General features: G+C 45.8%; 14 protein-coding genes. 8 read left to right on the forward strand and 6 right to left on the reverse strand.

Annotation, left to right across the window (positions count from 1 at the left end; all coding sequences use genetic code 11):
- Positions 1 to 504: 504 nt before the first annotated feature.
- The 4 genes from P5674_RS18855 to P5674_RS18870 all read left to right on the forward strand — a co-directional run bounded on the left by P5674_RS18855 (position 505) and on the right by P5674_RS18870 (position 4,683).
- The gene (locus P5674_RS18855) at positions 505 to 1,179 is read left to right on the forward strand and encodes a lecithin retinol acyltransferase family protein (protein WP_006616286.1); all 675 of its coding nucleotides are present in this window, start codon (positions 505 to 507) and stop codon (positions 1,177 to 1,179) included.
- Between the two features lie 22 nt (positions 1,180 to 1,201).
- Entirely contained in the window at positions 1,202 to 2,482 is a 1,281-nt protein-coding gene (locus P5674_RS18860) for an ABC transporter substrate-binding protein (protein WP_006616285.1), read from the forward strand.
- A gap of 81 nt (positions 2,483 to 2,563) precedes the next feature.
- Positions 2,564 to 4,282 (forward strand): serine/threonine-protein kinase, encoded by a 1,719-nt coding sequence (locus tag P5674_RS18865; protein WP_014274219.1) that lies wholly within the window; start codon positions 2,564 to 2,566, stop codon positions 4,280 to 4,282.
- Positions 4,283 to 4,488: 206 nt separating this feature from the next.
- Entirely contained in the window at positions 4,489 to 4,683 is a 195-nt protein-coding gene (locus P5674_RS18870; RefSeq protein WP_006617437.1) for a hypothetical protein, read from the forward strand.
- A gap of 122 nt (positions 4,684 to 4,805) precedes the next feature.
- Here the strand turns inward: P5674_RS18870 and P5674_RS18875 are convergent, their stop codons facing one another.
- Positions 4,806 to 5,882: a D-alanine--D-alanine ligase family protein gene (locus P5674_RS18875; protein WP_006617436.1), complete on the reverse strand. Its 1,077-nt coding sequence runs from the start codon at positions 5,880 to 5,882 to the stop codon at positions 4,806 to 4,808.
- A gap of 302 nt (positions 5,883 to 6,184) precedes the next feature.
- Between P5674_RS18875 and P5674_RS18880 the strand changes: the two genes are divergently transcribed.
- Positions 6,185 to 6,496 (forward strand): CZB domain-containing protein, encoded by a 312-nt coding sequence (locus P5674_RS18880; RefSeq protein ID WP_006617435.1) that lies wholly within the window; start codon positions 6,185 to 6,187, stop codon positions 6,494 to 6,496.
- Between the two features lie 107 nt (positions 6,497 to 6,603).
- Here P5674_RS18880 and P5674_RS18885 read toward each other — a convergent pair whose 3' ends face one another.
- The 5 genes from P5674_RS18885 to P5674_RS18905 form a co-directional block, all read right to left on the reverse strand.
- On the reverse strand, positions 6,604 to 7,011 hold the full coding sequence (locus tag P5674_RS18885; protein WP_006617434.1) for a DUF309 domain-containing protein: 408 nt from the start codon (positions 7,009 to 7,011) through the stop codon (positions 6,604 to 6,606).
- Between the two features lie 139 nt (positions 7,012 to 7,150).
- Positions 7,151 to 7,516, reverse strand: coding sequence for a ferredoxin-thioredoxin reductase catalytic domain-containing protein (locus P5674_RS18890; RefSeq protein WP_014274221.1), 366 nt, complete (start codon positions 7,514 to 7,516; stop codon positions 7,151 to 7,153).
- 114 nt (positions 7,517 to 7,630) lie between these two features.
- Positions 7,631 to 8,173, reverse strand: coding sequence for a cyclic nucleotide-binding domain-containing protein (locus tag P5674_RS18895; RefSeq protein ID WP_006617432.1), 543 nt, complete (start codon positions 8,171 to 8,173; stop codon positions 7,631 to 7,633).
- A gap of 168 nt (positions 8,174 to 8,341) precedes the next feature.
- On the reverse strand, positions 8,342 to 9,160 hold the full coding sequence (locus P5674_RS18900; protein WP_035738007.1) for a tetratricopeptide repeat protein: 819 nt from the start codon (positions 9,158 to 9,160) through the stop codon (positions 8,342 to 8,344).
- Positions 9,161 to 9,189: 29 nt separating this feature from the next.
- Positions 9,190 to 10,470 (reverse strand): hypothetical protein, encoded by a 1,281-nt coding sequence (locus tag P5674_RS18905; protein ID WP_006617430.1) that lies wholly within the window; start codon positions 10,468 to 10,470, stop codon positions 9,190 to 9,192.
- 102 nt (positions 10,471 to 10,572) lie between these two features.
- Here P5674_RS18905 and P5674_RS18910 point away from each other — a divergent pair, with 102 nt between their 5' ends.
- The 3 genes from P5674_RS18910 (at position 10,573) to P5674_RS18920 (ending at position 15,416) form a co-directional block, all read left to right on the forward strand.
- Positions 10,573 to 11,808, forward strand: a complete 1,236-nt coding sequence (locus tag P5674_RS18910; RefSeq protein WP_315670200.1) for a DUF4336 domain-containing protein — start codon at positions 10,573 to 10,575, stop codon at positions 11,806 to 11,808.
- Between the two features lie 242 nt (positions 11,809 to 12,050).
- Entirely contained in the window at positions 12,051 to 12,968 is a 918-nt protein-coding gene (locus tag P5674_RS18915) for a hypothetical protein (protein ID WP_014274226.1), read from the forward strand.
- A gap of 30 nt (positions 12,969 to 12,998) precedes the next feature.
- Positions 12,999 to 15,416 carry a CHAT domain-containing protein gene (locus tag P5674_RS18920; protein WP_315670201.1) on the forward strand — a complete coding sequence of 806 codons (2,418 nt, stop codon included), beginning with the start codon at positions 12,999 to 13,001 and terminating at the stop codon, positions 15,414 to 15,416.
- The last annotated feature ends 88 nt before the right edge of the window (positions 15,417 to 15,504 follow it).

A 15,504-nucleotide genomic window follows, 5' to 3' on the forward strand; every position in this document is an offset into this window, starting at 1 on the left:
CTCATGTACGGTTCTGCTGCTGAATGGGAGGGGTAGACCGTGAGGTCTATCTCGAACCCTAATTTAGCTTTGTGCAGCCCAATTATGGCGATTGCCTATATACCAAAAAACTCTATGGACTGGCCAAAATTACCCGACTGGCTTACCTCATCAATTCACTGAGGGACTCGCGCCCTTTGATGGTTTGTCAATGGGCGTATTCAGCCCTTGACCTGTTCAAAAGTTTAAGTATAATGTCAAAAGCCTTTCCTCCCATTATATAACAATGATTCCCTGTCAAAACTAAAGATTTATTTAATGGTATAATCTTGTTAACCAAGTCTTTACGGTTAACCCTCGAATCTAAATCACCTCCCTGATAGTATATTGTTGAGGAAATCCCCCAGTAAATGAGGCGATCGCAGTTGACTGTTTTCACTGTTTGTGGTATAATAACCAATTCGCTGTCAACTCAACTAAATTATGTCAAACTATGAAGGATAATGGTTTGTTAGGTGGAGTCCTATGGCGCGAGGAGATCAGATTTATGTTTACCGGGAATTTCTGAATATGGATGGAGTCTACGAACATCACGGTATTGACTGTGGAGACGGGACAGTTATCCATTACCGCAAACCCAGCGAAACCATTGAACGAACATCCTTGAGAACTTTTAGCAAAGGTAAACCAGTTTATATTCGCAGTTATCCAGTCCGCTATATTCCCGAGACCACCATACAAAGGGGAGAAAGTCGGCTAGGGGAACGCAAATATAATCTACTATTTAATAACTGTGAACATTTTGCCACCTGGTGTGTAACCGGAGTGAGTGATAGCCGACAAATTCGTGATTTTATTCCAGTTATCAACCATATAAATGTTGAGAATTTAAACGACCCGATCGCCAAAGCCTTACGAACAGCGCCCAACGATAATTTACCGCAGTTAATTAATAATGCCTTAACCGATATTAGAACCGCGTGGAATGATATTCAACCCCAATATCAAGAAGCCTTAGCCGAAATGAAATCCTGGCATCAAGTAGCAATTAACGCCATGAAGCAAAACCGGGAAGACCTAGCCAGGGAGGCACTAAAACGTAAACAAACCTATAAACAAAGGGCGCGGGAATTAGAAGCGGACTTAAAAAAACTAGCAACTCTGACTGAAGATTTAGTACAACAACAAACCCAACTGTAGCCCAAAAACGAGGCATAAAACTATGGCAAAATCTCCAGATAATCACCGTAAAAGTAGCCCGTTCAAATGGTGGAGTAAAATTCTCCTAATTTTAGGTTTATGTATATTAGTGGGTGGTTGTCAATTTCAACCCCCGACAACAGAGGGAGTGATTAACCTAACTTTGTGGCATGGAATTAATCCCCCACCCAACCGGGATGTTTTCCAAAAGTTAGTCGATCGCTTTAATCAAGACCATCCCCATATTCAGGTAGAAGCGCTATATATTGGTCAACCGGATCAACAAATGCCGAAAATCTTAACCGCAGTAGTCGGAAATGCGCCGCCAGATATTTTATGGTATACACCAATTATTACAGGTCAACTGGTAGAATTAGATGCCATTAAACCGATTCAAGATTGGTTAAATAACTCCCCGGTAAAGGCAGAAATTGATCCGGCTTTATGGACAGGAATGGAATTAGAAAATCAGATTTGGTCTGTACCTATGGCTACTAATAATACAGCCATTTTTTATCGTCCGAGTTTATTTGCAGCCGCCGGAATTGAGACCATACCTTCCACTTGGTCAGAGTTCCGAGAAACCGCCGCCAAATTGACAGCAGCAGGGGAGAAGTATGGGATAGTATTACCCCTAGGTAAAGGGGAATGGACGGTATTTACCTGGCTACCATTTATGTATAGTGCGGGTGGAGAATTAGTCAGAAATGGTGAAGCCAATTTAGTTAATCCTGGGGCGATCGCCGCCTTAGAATTTTGGTCAAATTTGATAGAAGATGGTTCAGCAATTCTCTCCGCACCGGAAAGAGGTTATGAACAGGATAACTTTATTTCTGGTAGGGTAGCGATGCAAATTACCGGACCTTGGACTTTAGGTTATCTCGACCAAATTGGTATTGATTATGGAGTGTTTCCTATTCCCGCAGAAAATCAACAGGCGGCGGTAGTTGGGGGTGAAAATTTGTGGGTGATGAAAACCACGCCAGACCGAGAAAAAGCCGCCTTAGAGTTTCTCGAATATGTAGTCGGATCGGAATTTCAAACGGAGTGGAGTTTAGGAACCGGATATTTGCCGATTAATTTAAAAACTCGCCTTGACCCCCGTTATCAAGAATATGTGGCTAAACAACCAGCTTTGAATGTCTTTTTACAGCAGATGAATTGGGCGGTATCTCGTCCGAATATTGCCGGATATAGTCGCATTTCCGAAAATTTAGGTAGGGCGATCGAAGCTACACTATTAGGACAATCGCCCCAGTCAGCCCTGAAAGCCTCTCAAAACCGCCTTAGACTTGCGTTATAATCGACAGCCTAAATTTTCCCGTACCGCCGTAAATTTGGATAAATTGCCTGATTGTAAAATGCTGTTAACATCAAAAAAAACATGAGTTATTGTATTAACCCCAAGTGTTTACAACCCCAAAATTCTGACCAGGAAAAATACTGTCATAGTTGTGGATTTTCCCTGTTGTTACACAACCGTTATCGCCCCCTACAGCCCATTGAAAAAGGAGGATTTGGTCGGACTTTTTTGGCGAGAGATGAAAGCAGACCATCCCATCCTCATTGTGTAATTAAAGAGTTTGATTTTTCCGAAAAAAATGCCAGCTATAATCACGCTGTCAAGTTATTTAATCAAGAGGCGGTGCGCTTAGATTGTTTGGGGGAACATCCTCAAATTCCACGGCTATTAGCTTATTTTGAAGAACATCAACTTTTGCTATTAGTTCAAGAGTATATTCCGGGAAAAACGTTATTACAAGAATTGGAACAAGACGGATTATTTGATGAACCTAAAATTTGGCAGATATTACGAGATTTATTACCAGTCCTGAAATTCATTCACGATCGCGATATTATTCACCGAGACATCAAGCCAGCCAACCTCATCCGTCGCCGTCTTAGACACCCTTTACCACCCTCTCCTATAGCTTTTAATAACCCAGATACCATAGGGGAAACTAGCACCAGTGCAGCGATAGGTAATTTATCCTCAAAGTCAATTCGCGATCGCCCTCGACCATTACCGCAGCCACCCCCTCGACCATCAGTAAAATCGAGAAATTCGGAATCTCAAATAATCGAAAAGGGTCTGATAGTATTAATTGATTTTGGCGTGGCTAAGTTACTAACAGCCACCACCATTAGTCGCACAGGAACTATTATCGGTAGTCCCGAATTTATGGCACCAGAACAAACTCGCGGGCGAGTATTTCCAGCTAGTGATTTATATAGTTTAGGCGCAACTTGTTTATATTTACTTACCGGAGTTTCCCCCTGGAATTTATATGATACCGTCCTCGAAAAATGGGTTTGGCGCGATTTTTTATCCCCCGAACGTATGGTTAGCGATAAATTAGGAAAAGTCCTTGATAAATTAGTCAATAATCAAATCCTAAAGCGCTATAATTCGGCGGCGGAAGTGTTAGCGGCTATCTCCACATCACCCCCCAAGACCTCCCCTCCCACCCAGAAAGTTCTCAAACCTCAGTCCCCACCTAAAACCGCCCATAAAGCCTCAAAAACTAGGAAGCATAAAACCTCCCCCCCATCATCGGAACCCGCGAATTTAACTGACAATTTAAAGGGTAATTTTCAGGCAATGTTAGGGCGAATCATACCCGCCTTAACTCAACCCAGATATGATGAAGATTTGACTTCCGAGACGGGTGTAGACTATGGAGAGTTACAGCAATTATTAGCGACTCATAGATGGCGAGAAGCTGACCGAGAAACCTGGATTATATTATGTCGCGCGTTAGGGAAAGGCGGACGACCCTATTTACATTATAATGATTTGAAAAAGTTACCTTGTGAGGATTTAACCATCTTAGATAACTTATGGGTGAAGTATAGTAATAATCGGTTCGGGTTTAGTATTCAAGCTCAAATTTATCTACAGGTGGGGTCAGACTATGGGAAATTTTGCGATCGCGTCGGTTGGCTAAACCATATCGGACACGACCCCTCACTGGGCTTTCGCTATAATTTTAATCTTCCCAGAGGACACCTTCCCACCCGCCTTTGGGTGATGAATGGAGGTAAGTGGTGGCTACATTTGGAAATCATCAGCCAACGACTAAAAGACTGTGGGTTAATTTAATTGGCTAGGCTAGGCTGGGGTGCGATTTACTCCCAATTTTTGTTGAATAACCGGATGGGATATAGTTAAATCTAATCATCCTAATAATGACTATCTATTGATGGGTTATTCTATCCTCTCCCTCTATGTTGGTCTGTTCTCTGTCACCGAGACACAAATTATTATATTATAATTTAATCATGATGCAGTAAGGACTAAAACATCTAATGACAGAAACCCCTCAACCAACTACAACAACCCCTCAACCAACTACAACCCCCAACTTACAAGAACCCAAATTTGGGTTTAACTCCTATTCGGAACGCCTCAATGGTCGCGCGGCGATGATTGGGTTTGTGATTACCTTGGCGATCGAATATTTCACCAAACAGGGACTACTAGCTTGGCTAGGGTTAAGCTAAATTGCTATTTTCCGCCGTGAATCCGGCGATTTAACGCCCACTAACCCCCCAGCTAAGGGGGGGGATCATTACAACCCTACCAGGTCTTTAAAGGCAGATTTATCGGGTATTTGGGCAGTGAATTAGGGGGCTTCAGCGGCTTGGGTATGCCTTTCTAGGGCTAATTCAATGAGTTGATTTACCAATTCGGGAAAGCTGACTCCTGTGGCTGACCACAGTTGCGGATACATACTTAAAGCTGTAAAACCGGGGAGGGTGTTGATTTCATTCAGCAAGACTTCTCCGGTTTTTTCGATATAGAAGAAATCCACCCGCGCTAGTCCAGCAGCATCGACAGCGAGGAAGGCTTCGATCGCCATATCTCGGACTTTAGAAGCGATCGCTGTATCAATAGGCGCTGGAATCATCAGATTAGCTTTGCCATCAGTATACTTAGTTTCGTAGTCATAGAAATCGCTATTATAGCTAATTTCTCCCACCACCGACGCTTTCGGATAATCATTGCCTAAAACAGCACATTCTAGTTCTCTGGCTTCGACTCCCGCTTCTACAATAATTCGCCGATCATAGGTAGCCGCAGCATCTAAAGCGGTTTCGAGTTCCTGACGCGATCGCACTTTGGAAATGCCAACAGAGGACCCCAAATTAGCAGGTTTCACAAAGCAGGGATAACCCAAAGCCGCATCAAGGTCATCGCATAATTTCGGGAAAATACAGGGGTTAGACCATACTTGACTACGCCGCACTGCTTGATAACGCACTTGCGGAATTCCCGCCTGAGAAAAAGCCATTTTCATGGCGATTTTATCCATACCAACCGCAGAACCGAGAACCCCCGAACCCACATAAGGCACTTGCATTAAGGTTAACATACCCTGAACTGTGCCATCCTCACCATTGGGACCGTGGAGAATTGGAAACCAAAGGTCTATATCCTTGACAGTGGCGGGGTTAGGAATGCGATCGCTTGGTATCACTTCCCCTGTCACTGTTAGGGGTTGACCCGACTCTAAAACCGCTTCCGCCTCCGTCCCTCTATGCCACACCCCATTTTTTTCTATATATATGGGGACTACCTCATATTTACTGGGGTTTGGGTCTATAGAGAGTGCATTGGCGATCGCCTTAGCCGAGGTAATGGAAACCTCATGCTCTCCCGAACATCCACCAAACAACAGTCCAACCCGGAGTTTTGTCATATTACCTTACAACCTAATTTCCCGATTAACTTTGACACAATCTCTGGAAAAATCCAAGCTAATGGCGGGATATTTTCTTATGTAACCGTAGATGACATACCGTCCATTGTCATATTAGTTCGCTTGTGATGATTGATTCACCACAACCATCCTATCATATTGGGGGCTTATTTGATATGACAAAACATTAAGTAATTTTCCCTAAAATAGAATCGTTAAGCTATAATAAAACCTGTTAGTTAAGGAACCCAAGTAAAATGATTAACTTGTCCCTAGTTAAAGCCCAACACACCCTCTGACAGATGAAATTCCGTCGGTTTCTCTCTGATAGTGAACAGACTTTTCCTGATGTCAGCTTGCTTTCCCACAATGATTGTTATCTGGGAAAGTGGCTTGATGGTAAAGGATTATCTGAATATGGCAATTGCCCGGAAATCAGGTCCTTAGAAAAAGTTCACCGTCAACTTCACCAGGTCGCTAAAAATAGCATTACCCTAAAATGTCTGGGTAAAGTGGAATCAGCTTACCCGGAAGTTCACAAAATCGAACCTCTTTCCCAACAAATTATCACTTTGTTGGAACGTCTGGAGAAAAAAGTTGCAGCTTTAAGATAAGTTAGCTTTAGCAGACTAAGCGCCAGCATTTGACTGTCCCAATGAAGAATAGGTAAGGGATATATATTTTCGGTTTTCCAAGTTTTTTTTAATCCATTACGCTCAACCTATAAAGACGTAGTATCTAAAATTTCAATGGTTGGCAAAATCCCAGTTTTATGGTTTTCCAAACCTTCTCTAAAATCCTGCACATTTTCCTTGCCTGATTCTTGCAAAGCCTTTAATAGGGTCGCCGTTTCCGTCACTAATTTATCGACATTAATATCAAAATAACTCGGCTGATAGTAACCCAGGCGAGAAATTCCTTCCCCCATCAAAATAACTGCTCCTTGCCAATTATCATTACTGAGATGATACAGAGAAACAGCAATTTGTAAAATGCCTTGATAAAACCGCTTTTCAGGTTCTCCGGCTTCCATCCAGATAGCTTCTAAAGTATCATGGCAGGCGTAAAATTCCCTTTGATTAAACTCATTAATTCCTTGCCAAAACTCAGGAGGAATATCTTTAACCATTGTCTTATCCTTACCTATAGCACAACCCGCGACATTACATAAATAATATAATCCCCCTGTGAATAAGGGGGAGTTAGAGGGAGTTAGAGGGGGGTAAAATAACTTTTACCTGTTCCCTAGTTACTGGTGATATGGTAGCTCAAACCATGCTTTTTCTGGCTTCTTCTAACACTTCCATCTCAATGGTTTGCTGATCTCCGGCAAAATCATTATCTGGGGTTAAGAAAAGCATACAATGGCACTCTTTGCGTTCCCGCATGGGGATGCAAGGACAATTCCAGAAAGCATCTTTGACCTCTGCCTCTTTATCTTCATAGTGGCGGCAGGGACATAGGGGGGAACCTAAATCATCCTTATGCTTGGCAAGTCCTTCAATTACTACCGCTGTCACTGAGGGTTCAGCACAAAAATAGGTTTCAGTTCGTTTAGCATACTGTTCGGCGAATCGTTTCATCGCCTCTAGGCTTTTGGGAGTGGAGAGTTTTTCGTTGATCTGCTCTGTCATTATGGAAGCACTCTTGACTAAATCCGCTTTTAATATTTTAACCCAAAACCGGATCTTGTTCAAATTCTACCTAGGGCGATCGCCAAAATTCCCCATTGGTCTTAGGCATCCCGTTTAGGTTGGCACTACATATTCACCTCGCAGACGTTGTATAATTTCCCGAAACCGATATCCGTCCTCATCGAGAGATTGCTCAATTTCTGTGGTAGAACTATTAGTTTCCGAAGCTAAGGGTTTTTGTTGACCAAACTGGGTCACAGTATTTCGGAGACGATAGGACAAAAACTTACTTACTGCTCGATAAAATCTCAGAGAAAACAAAGCATCCCACTCCAATTTTTCTGATAATTTTTCACGAGGAACCGATAAGACTAAACAAGGTTCTTTGGCGGTAACTGTTGCTGAAGGCATACGACCATCAACAAAAGACATTTCTCCGATAACTTCTCCTATACCCAGTGTAGCCACTTCTCGATTTCCCAAGGCGGCTACTGATGCCACCAATGTACCATCAAGAACGATATAAAGGGCTTCAATTAGCTGACCTTCTGTAATTAAAACCATGCCAGACTCAAGTTGCTGTTGCTGACCATTAGCAATAATCCAGTCCAGGTCACGATCGCTTAATTCTCCCAAAATAGCTAGTGTTTTATTCATAGGTCATCACGAAGGTAATTATTAACAATTTTAGGATAGCTGAATAACCAGTTATCACCTCACCCGTGAATCAATTAATTAATTAATTACTACTCCTCACTATTTGGCTGTTGTCTGGCACCCTAATTTCCTTAACTGTTGATAGCCTATCGATAGCCTACCGATGGCTTAATACAATTGTAGCATAAGCTGCTTACGATACTGAGGGATAAGTGGATGGTCTGTGCCGAGAAGGTCAAACACTGCCACCATAGCCTTTCTAGCGCCATCTTCGCGATATTTACGACTAATGCCGACAATCTTTAGAAATAATGAAAGACCCGCCTCATATTCCTCATTAATGATATGCTGACAGGCTTGAGTATAAAGCTGTTCGATTTCGGTTTCTCCAGGGTTTTCAGCAGCGGCTCGAAATTCGATCAATTTTTCCACCGCACGGGCTTTAGCATAAAACTCTCGGTTATCGGGTCTAATAGTTGCCAACATTTTTTGGGCAGCTTCAATTTCATTCACGGAAATCAGAAACTGAGCAGCTTTAATAATTAGTTCGGGATGATTGGGATATTTTTCAAACAAAAAATCAAACAAATCTTTGGCTTGTTTCAGATTCCCGGAATTGGTAGCATTATCAATAGCTTTTAATCCATTTTCCAAGTATGATTTCAGGTTAAAACCTGCCAATAGTTCCCGCAGTTGAAGTTCTGATATCGCGCCGACAAAACCAGGTTTAACCTCTCCTTTGGTAATTATGCGGACATCAGGAACCCCCTCAATGTGATATTGACTGGCTAATTCTGGATTGCGATCTACATCGACTTTGGCTAAGATAAAATCGTATTCCCCCGTCAGTCGCTCTAGTATTGGTTTCATGATTTGACAAGGGCCGCACCAGGTGGCAAAAAAATCCACCATCACTAAAGTTTCCCAGGATTTATCAATAACTTCCGCCTGAAAATTATCCTGGCTAACATCAATAGCATATCCCATCTGAACCTCCCACAATAGATAATAATTAATCAACTCTCGAACATTTCAACTACCATATTAGCCAATTTTTGAGCGGCTCCAGGTTGTCCCCGGACCTGTCGCAAGCGATCGCTAATAGTTTCGAGACGGTGGGGGTTTTGCAAATATTCCAAGATGCGATCGCCAATAAATTCTGGCCTTAGCCTTCCCGAAAATTCCGGGACTATTTCTGACCCCGCCCAAATATTCGGCCAAGCCAATAACTTACCAGTGCGCTGTATATACCATAGTGCGGCGCTATTAATTCCCCTAGCCATGAGGCCACCAACACCAGGCAAATTTGCTAAAATTCCCGGGATACCATCCCACGATCGCATAGCATCAAGTTGATAACTCGGAAGTAAAACCGCCATAGGTATAGCTAAAGCACCCAATTGAGCAGTATTAGCCCCCACCGTAGTCACAGCGAAACAGCAGCGGGAAAGCAAGGAATAAGCGGGGTGGGGAGTATACAGATAGACCTGTAACCCGGTTTTAGTTTGTAGCATGAATTGATCACCTATCTGTTGGAGATCGGCGGCTACACCAGGGAAATAATTAACCACGGGATTATATTCAGGGTTAGCCAGTTGTGCAATAGTGGAGACTTCCACCGTGGGAGCCACAGGAATGATAAATTGAGTTTGAGGGCGGCGCTGGTGGATATATTCGGCGATCGCCAAAGTCAAGGGTACACCCTGAGCCAGTTTAGCCATTTTCGAGCCCGGAAGCAGAGCAATAAGTTCCGTCAGAGGTGGCTGTAGCAGCGAGTAAGGCTTGATTTCCTCCGGGGTGGGGGAGGAAGTCACATCAGCCATCAAGTCCCCTATAACAGTGCATTTTGAGGCGTATAAGTCAGGTATACGGCTAATGATTTCCGGTTTCATGACCGCAAATTGGTCAACCCACCGCCACCAACGGATATCCCATTCTCCGTAAACTATACTTTGATATCCGAGGCGGCGGGCAATGATGGGGGTAAAGGCTTGGTCGCCGCCTAAAAATAACACTAAACCCTTTTCTCGCCAATCCCAATTTTGGGCAGTTTTTCCTAACAGTAAAAATTTCCAGAAATGTTGGGAACCCTGAACCCGGTTAATTCCTAAAAGCGATCGCCCGATTTCTACTTCCTTGCCGGTAGCGTGAGGACAGGGTGATAAAATTAGGGAAATTCTCAGATCTTTATGGCGATCGCTATTTTGAGATCTAATAGCTTCTAGGACTGGTCGCACCCAGGTAGTTAATTCTCCTGGTCCGTTGGAGAGGATAAGGATATCGGCGGCTGTGGACATGGCTTGGCGATCGCTTAGTTATCATGATTAAGTATTATCTAATTTTCGCCTCTCAACCAGGTTTCTGATAACCTCTAATAAGTGCTATGAACTTTAAGACCAGTGGAAAGTCAACCTGCTCACCCTAACCCCCTCAGTCACTCCTCAGACTGGCGTTGGCCATGGTGGCCCTTAGTCCCCCTTTACCCATTTAGTCAGCGTCGCACCATTCGCCGAGAAGTGGTTAGCGATCGCATTTGGACTTTTGAGCAGATCCAAGGTATTCTCTATGTGGTGGTTCCCATTCGCATGACCGTCATTCGGTTGGATATGGGGGGATTATTAGTTTATGCTCCTGTGGCTCCTACTCCTGAATGTGTTAGACTGGTGAATGAGTTAGTGGCTGAATATGGAGAGGTGCGCTATATTATCCTCCCCACCACCTCCGGTCTCGAGCATAAAGTTTTTGTCGGTCCCTTTGCGCGGAAATTTCCCCAAGCCCAGGTTTTTGTGGCTCCAGAGCAATGGAGTTATCCGTTAAAGTTACCCTTGAGTTGGTTAGGTTTACCGGCCAAACGTACCCATATTTTACCAGCAGATTGTTCGGAAACTCCCTTTTCTCGTGAGTTTAGTTATGCCATTTTAGGTCCGATTAATCTAGGGTTAGGAACCTTTGGGGAAGTCGCCTTTTTCCATTGGCGATCGCAAACCTTATTACTCACAGATACCATAATTTCCATTCCCGAACAACCCCCCGCCATAGTCCAACTCGATCCGTATCCTCTCCTATTCCACGCGCGAGATAATGCCTTTCAAACCGTGGCAGATCACCCCATCACCCGCCAAAAAGGATGGCAGCGGATTACCCTATTTTCCCTGTATTTCCAACCAGATACATTAGACCCACTGCCATTAAAACAAGCTCTCAGTGACGCTTTAAAAGCCAGCGATCGCTCTCGAAAAGCCTATTTTGGTTTATTTCCCTTCCAGTGGCGATCGGGCTGGGAAGAAGCCTTTAACACCCTGCGAGGAGACGGCAATATATTAGTGGCTCCCATTCTGCAAACCCTGATCTTGAATCGCTCCCCACAAGTAACCCTCGCCTGGGCGGATCGTGTTTGCGAGTGGAATTTTAACCGGATTATTCCCTGCCATTTTGACGCACCCATCACAGCCACCCCCCAAGCATTTCGGGAGGCTTTCAGCTTCCTAGAACCCCAGGAAGCGCCGCCACAAGGTTATTTAGGCAGTTCAAAGCACCCCCTCCCAGCGGGAGATTTTACCATCCTCCAAAATATAGATAAACGCCTAAACCAATGGGGAATTACTCCCCCCCCAGCATCAGCGAAAATGCCGTAAATTTATCGAATAGGTAACCCTAATAATCACGAACTATGATATAATAGTTTGTGAAATATCATCGGCATTTGCATCCCGAAAAATACCCATAACTCAAAGGCGATCGCCACATCTGACCTAAATATATTACTGTGGCGGAGAAGGGAGTTGATGCAAGAAAGCCGGTTTTTCAGAGTCAGGGAGACCGCAGCACACCAGACCAGAGTATAATGAACAATGAGAGACCTCGAAAACACCTATAAATGACCCGATTTATCTACGACCAATTCACCAAACAATATATCCAGGAACTGTTGATGCAATTAGGTCAAACTGAAACCAGTAAAACCATGGCTTCAGAACGGCGAGAAATTGACATATTTTTCACCCCCCACCCCGAAAACATCGGCGAGGCTAGTCACCTAGGCTTATTGGGAAGATTAGCCACCACCAGTGCGATTTTTGAACCCTTTAGCAATGCGGTTAAACCCAGAGAAATTCGCAGTTGTCTGGTGAAGCTCCTAGACCTGATAGCGGAATTGGAACGGCAAGCCACCCGGGAAAAAAGACGGCTCACTCCCGCACAATTACCCCAGTTGTGGATTCTGACCCCCACCGCCTCCCCCGCCATTCTAGCAGATTTTGGCGTTACGGTAGACCTGGAAAACTGGATGAGTGGGGTGTACTTTCTCCCCAAGGGACTAAAAAGCGCTATTATAGTCATCCACCAACTACCGCCGACACCAGAAACCCTATGGTTGCGGATTTTAGGGAAGGGGAAAGTCCAAAAACAAGCCTTACAAGAACTGTATCAACTACCGGCAGATAATCCCACCCGAGAAACCACGCTAGAATTACTGTATAACCTGCGCGCGATGCTAGAAGCGCGGCAAAATTTAGCCCCAGAAGAGAGGGAGTTAATTATGGAACTATCACCCCTGTATTTACAACGCTTACAAACTGTTAAGCAAGAAGGTATCCAGCAAGGAGTCCAACAAGGTATCCAACAAGGACAGCGATCGCTCCTTGAAAGTATGTTACAAGTTAAATTTGGTGCGGTGGATGCAGAATTAGCTGAGATTATCGAGGGGTTAATTCAAGTGCCCCCCTTGGAGCAAGCACAGTTGATTTGGCAGTTATCGCGGGAGGAGCTTTTGGCTCGGTTTTCCGGTGACTTGTGAACCTGGTGGGGGTGTTCAAAGAGTCACGGGGTGGGGTACAATCAAGGTGCGGTGGCGCGAGGCTTCACTGAACCGACACCACCGAACCAAGACTCACCGGAGGCGGAACCATGTCGAGTTGGCGTGAGAGATGGCAAAATCTATGGCGGTTTCTCAACACCCCTTTATTCACTTCCCCGACTCCGGGAACCTCTAACCCAACCGTTGAGGCGATATCCCATGAATGAATATTTAGACATTTGGTTAGAAATCCTGGAAGCCAAAAAAAGGGGATTAAGCGGGAAAGCCGTCTATACCATTTTCCAAAAATACCAAGACCAACTCGACCTCGATTTTGCCGAAACCCTCCGCCAATGGTTTCACTCCCAACTCGACCCCAAGAAAATTAGGAAAAATAAGGACCTAGCCCGAAACCTTCATAATTTTGCCATTAATATTAGTGATTTCCCATTAGGCAGTCGAGCCAATAATCTGGAAATTGCCATTCTTGCCTACCAATCCGCCTTAGAAGTCCGCACCCGCAGCGCCTTTCCCGAAGATTGGGCAACGACTCAAAATAACTTGGGGAATGCCTACTCTGACCGCATCCGGGGAGAGCGAGCCGACAATATGGAGGAGGCGATTCGCCGCTACGAAGCCGCCTTAGAAGTCCGCACCCCCTCCTCCTTCCCCCTAGACTGCCTCCAAACCGGACGCAACCTCGGCAACCTCGGCTATGACCTCCAAAACTGGGAAAGCGCCATCGAAGGCTACGACAACGCCATCCGCGCCGTGGAACAGAGCCGGGACTGGGCCACCTCCCCGGACACGAAACGGAAAATCCTGGAAGATGCCCTGCCCATCTATGGCAAAATGATACAAGCCTGCCTCCACCTGGAACGCTACGACCAAGCCCTCCTCACCGTCGAGCGCAGCAAGTCCCGCACCCTGATGGAAATGCTCACCAGCGCCGACCTGGTTCCCAAAAACGCCACCCCCCAACAACAGGACCAATACCGCCAACTCAACCGGAAAATCGCCGCCCTCCAACAATCCTTCGCCCCCACCGAGACCCCCGAAGCCGGGGAACACCGAGGACACCGGGACATCGCCACCGCCACCGACGCACCGGGAACCCCTCAACTGAAACACCTGCTGCAACAACGGGACCGCCTCCTGGCGCAAATCAACGACCCCGCCTTTAACGCCTTCCAGACCGTGCGCCCCCAACTCCCCGACTTTCGCCAACTCCTGACCCCGGAAACGGCTCTCATCGAATGGTATCTCCCCCAAGACCCGAACTTGGGAGCCTGGGCGTTCACCGTCACCCTAGACCAAGACCGCCCCCATATAGACGTTTACTGCTACAGCGCCGACCAACGCCAGCGCCTCGACCAATTCAACCAAACCTACTTCGCGGACTACCGCCAAGCCAGTTGGTATCAAGCTCTAGGCGATCGCCTAGATGACCTCACCGAATATCTTCACCTATCGGATATCATCGCACCCCTGCCGCCCACTTGTCAACGGCTGATTCTGATTCCCCATCTCTACCTGCACCTGTTCCCCCTCCACGCCTTATCCGTTGAACTCAACGCCCCCGCCACGCCGTTACTGGAGCGCTTTAGCCAAGGGGTCAGCTACGCCCCCAGTTGCCAAATTCTCGACTACATCCACCACCGCCCCCAACCCGCCACCCCACCCCAATTCTTCGCGGTGCAGAACCCCACCCAAGACCTGAACTATGCCCAAATGGAGGTCGAGTTCATCCGCCCCTACTTCGACCCCAACACCTATATCCTCAGCCGGGAAGCCGCGACGAAATCCGCCCTCAATCGCCCAGAAACCCTGGAGAAACTGCGCGAGAGTCATATAATTCATTTTTCCTGTCACGGGGGCTTTGACAGCGAAAAACCCCTCAATTCCGCCGTGATTTTGGCAGGGTATGCACCCCTCGAATCTGCCCCCACGGAGGAAAAACGCCAGACCCTCACCCTCCGGGATGGTCGCCGCTTCGACACCGCACAGCAAGGCTTAACCCTGGGGGAAATTTATCGCAATCTGGAAATTCCCGCCTGTCGTCTGGTGATGCTTTCGGCTTGTGAGACGGGACTAATGGGGAGTTTATTGACCGATGAATATATTGGGTTAGCCAGTGGGTTTTTGTATGCGGGAACTCCGGCAGTGGTGAGTAGTTTATGGTGTGTGGATGATTTTGCCACGGCTTGTTTGGCGATTCGTTTCTATTATGAATTCCGCCAAGATGAGCGGGTGGTGATGGCATTACATAAGGCGCAAAATTGGCTCAGAGGGGTTTCGGCGGCGGGGTTTTTAGAGTGGTGTGGTCAGGGTTTGCAGATGACGGAGGAGGAATGTGAGATAATTGAGTTTAAGTTAATGGATTATGATGAGGATTGTCCCTTTGGCGATCGCCGTTATTGGTCCGCTTTTGTGGCGATCGGTTTGTAGTGGATAATGCCCTCTCCCCAGCCCTCTCCCAGAGGGAGAGGGAGCAAGACAGTAGACAGTAGGTTGGGTGAAGCGCAGCGTAACCCAA

This window comes from Limnospira sp. PMC 289.06 (genome assembly GCF_032350395.1).
Taxonomy (GTDB): Bacteria; Cyanobacteriota; Cyanobacteriia; order Cyanobacteriales; family Microcoleaceae; genus Limnospira; species Limnospira platensis.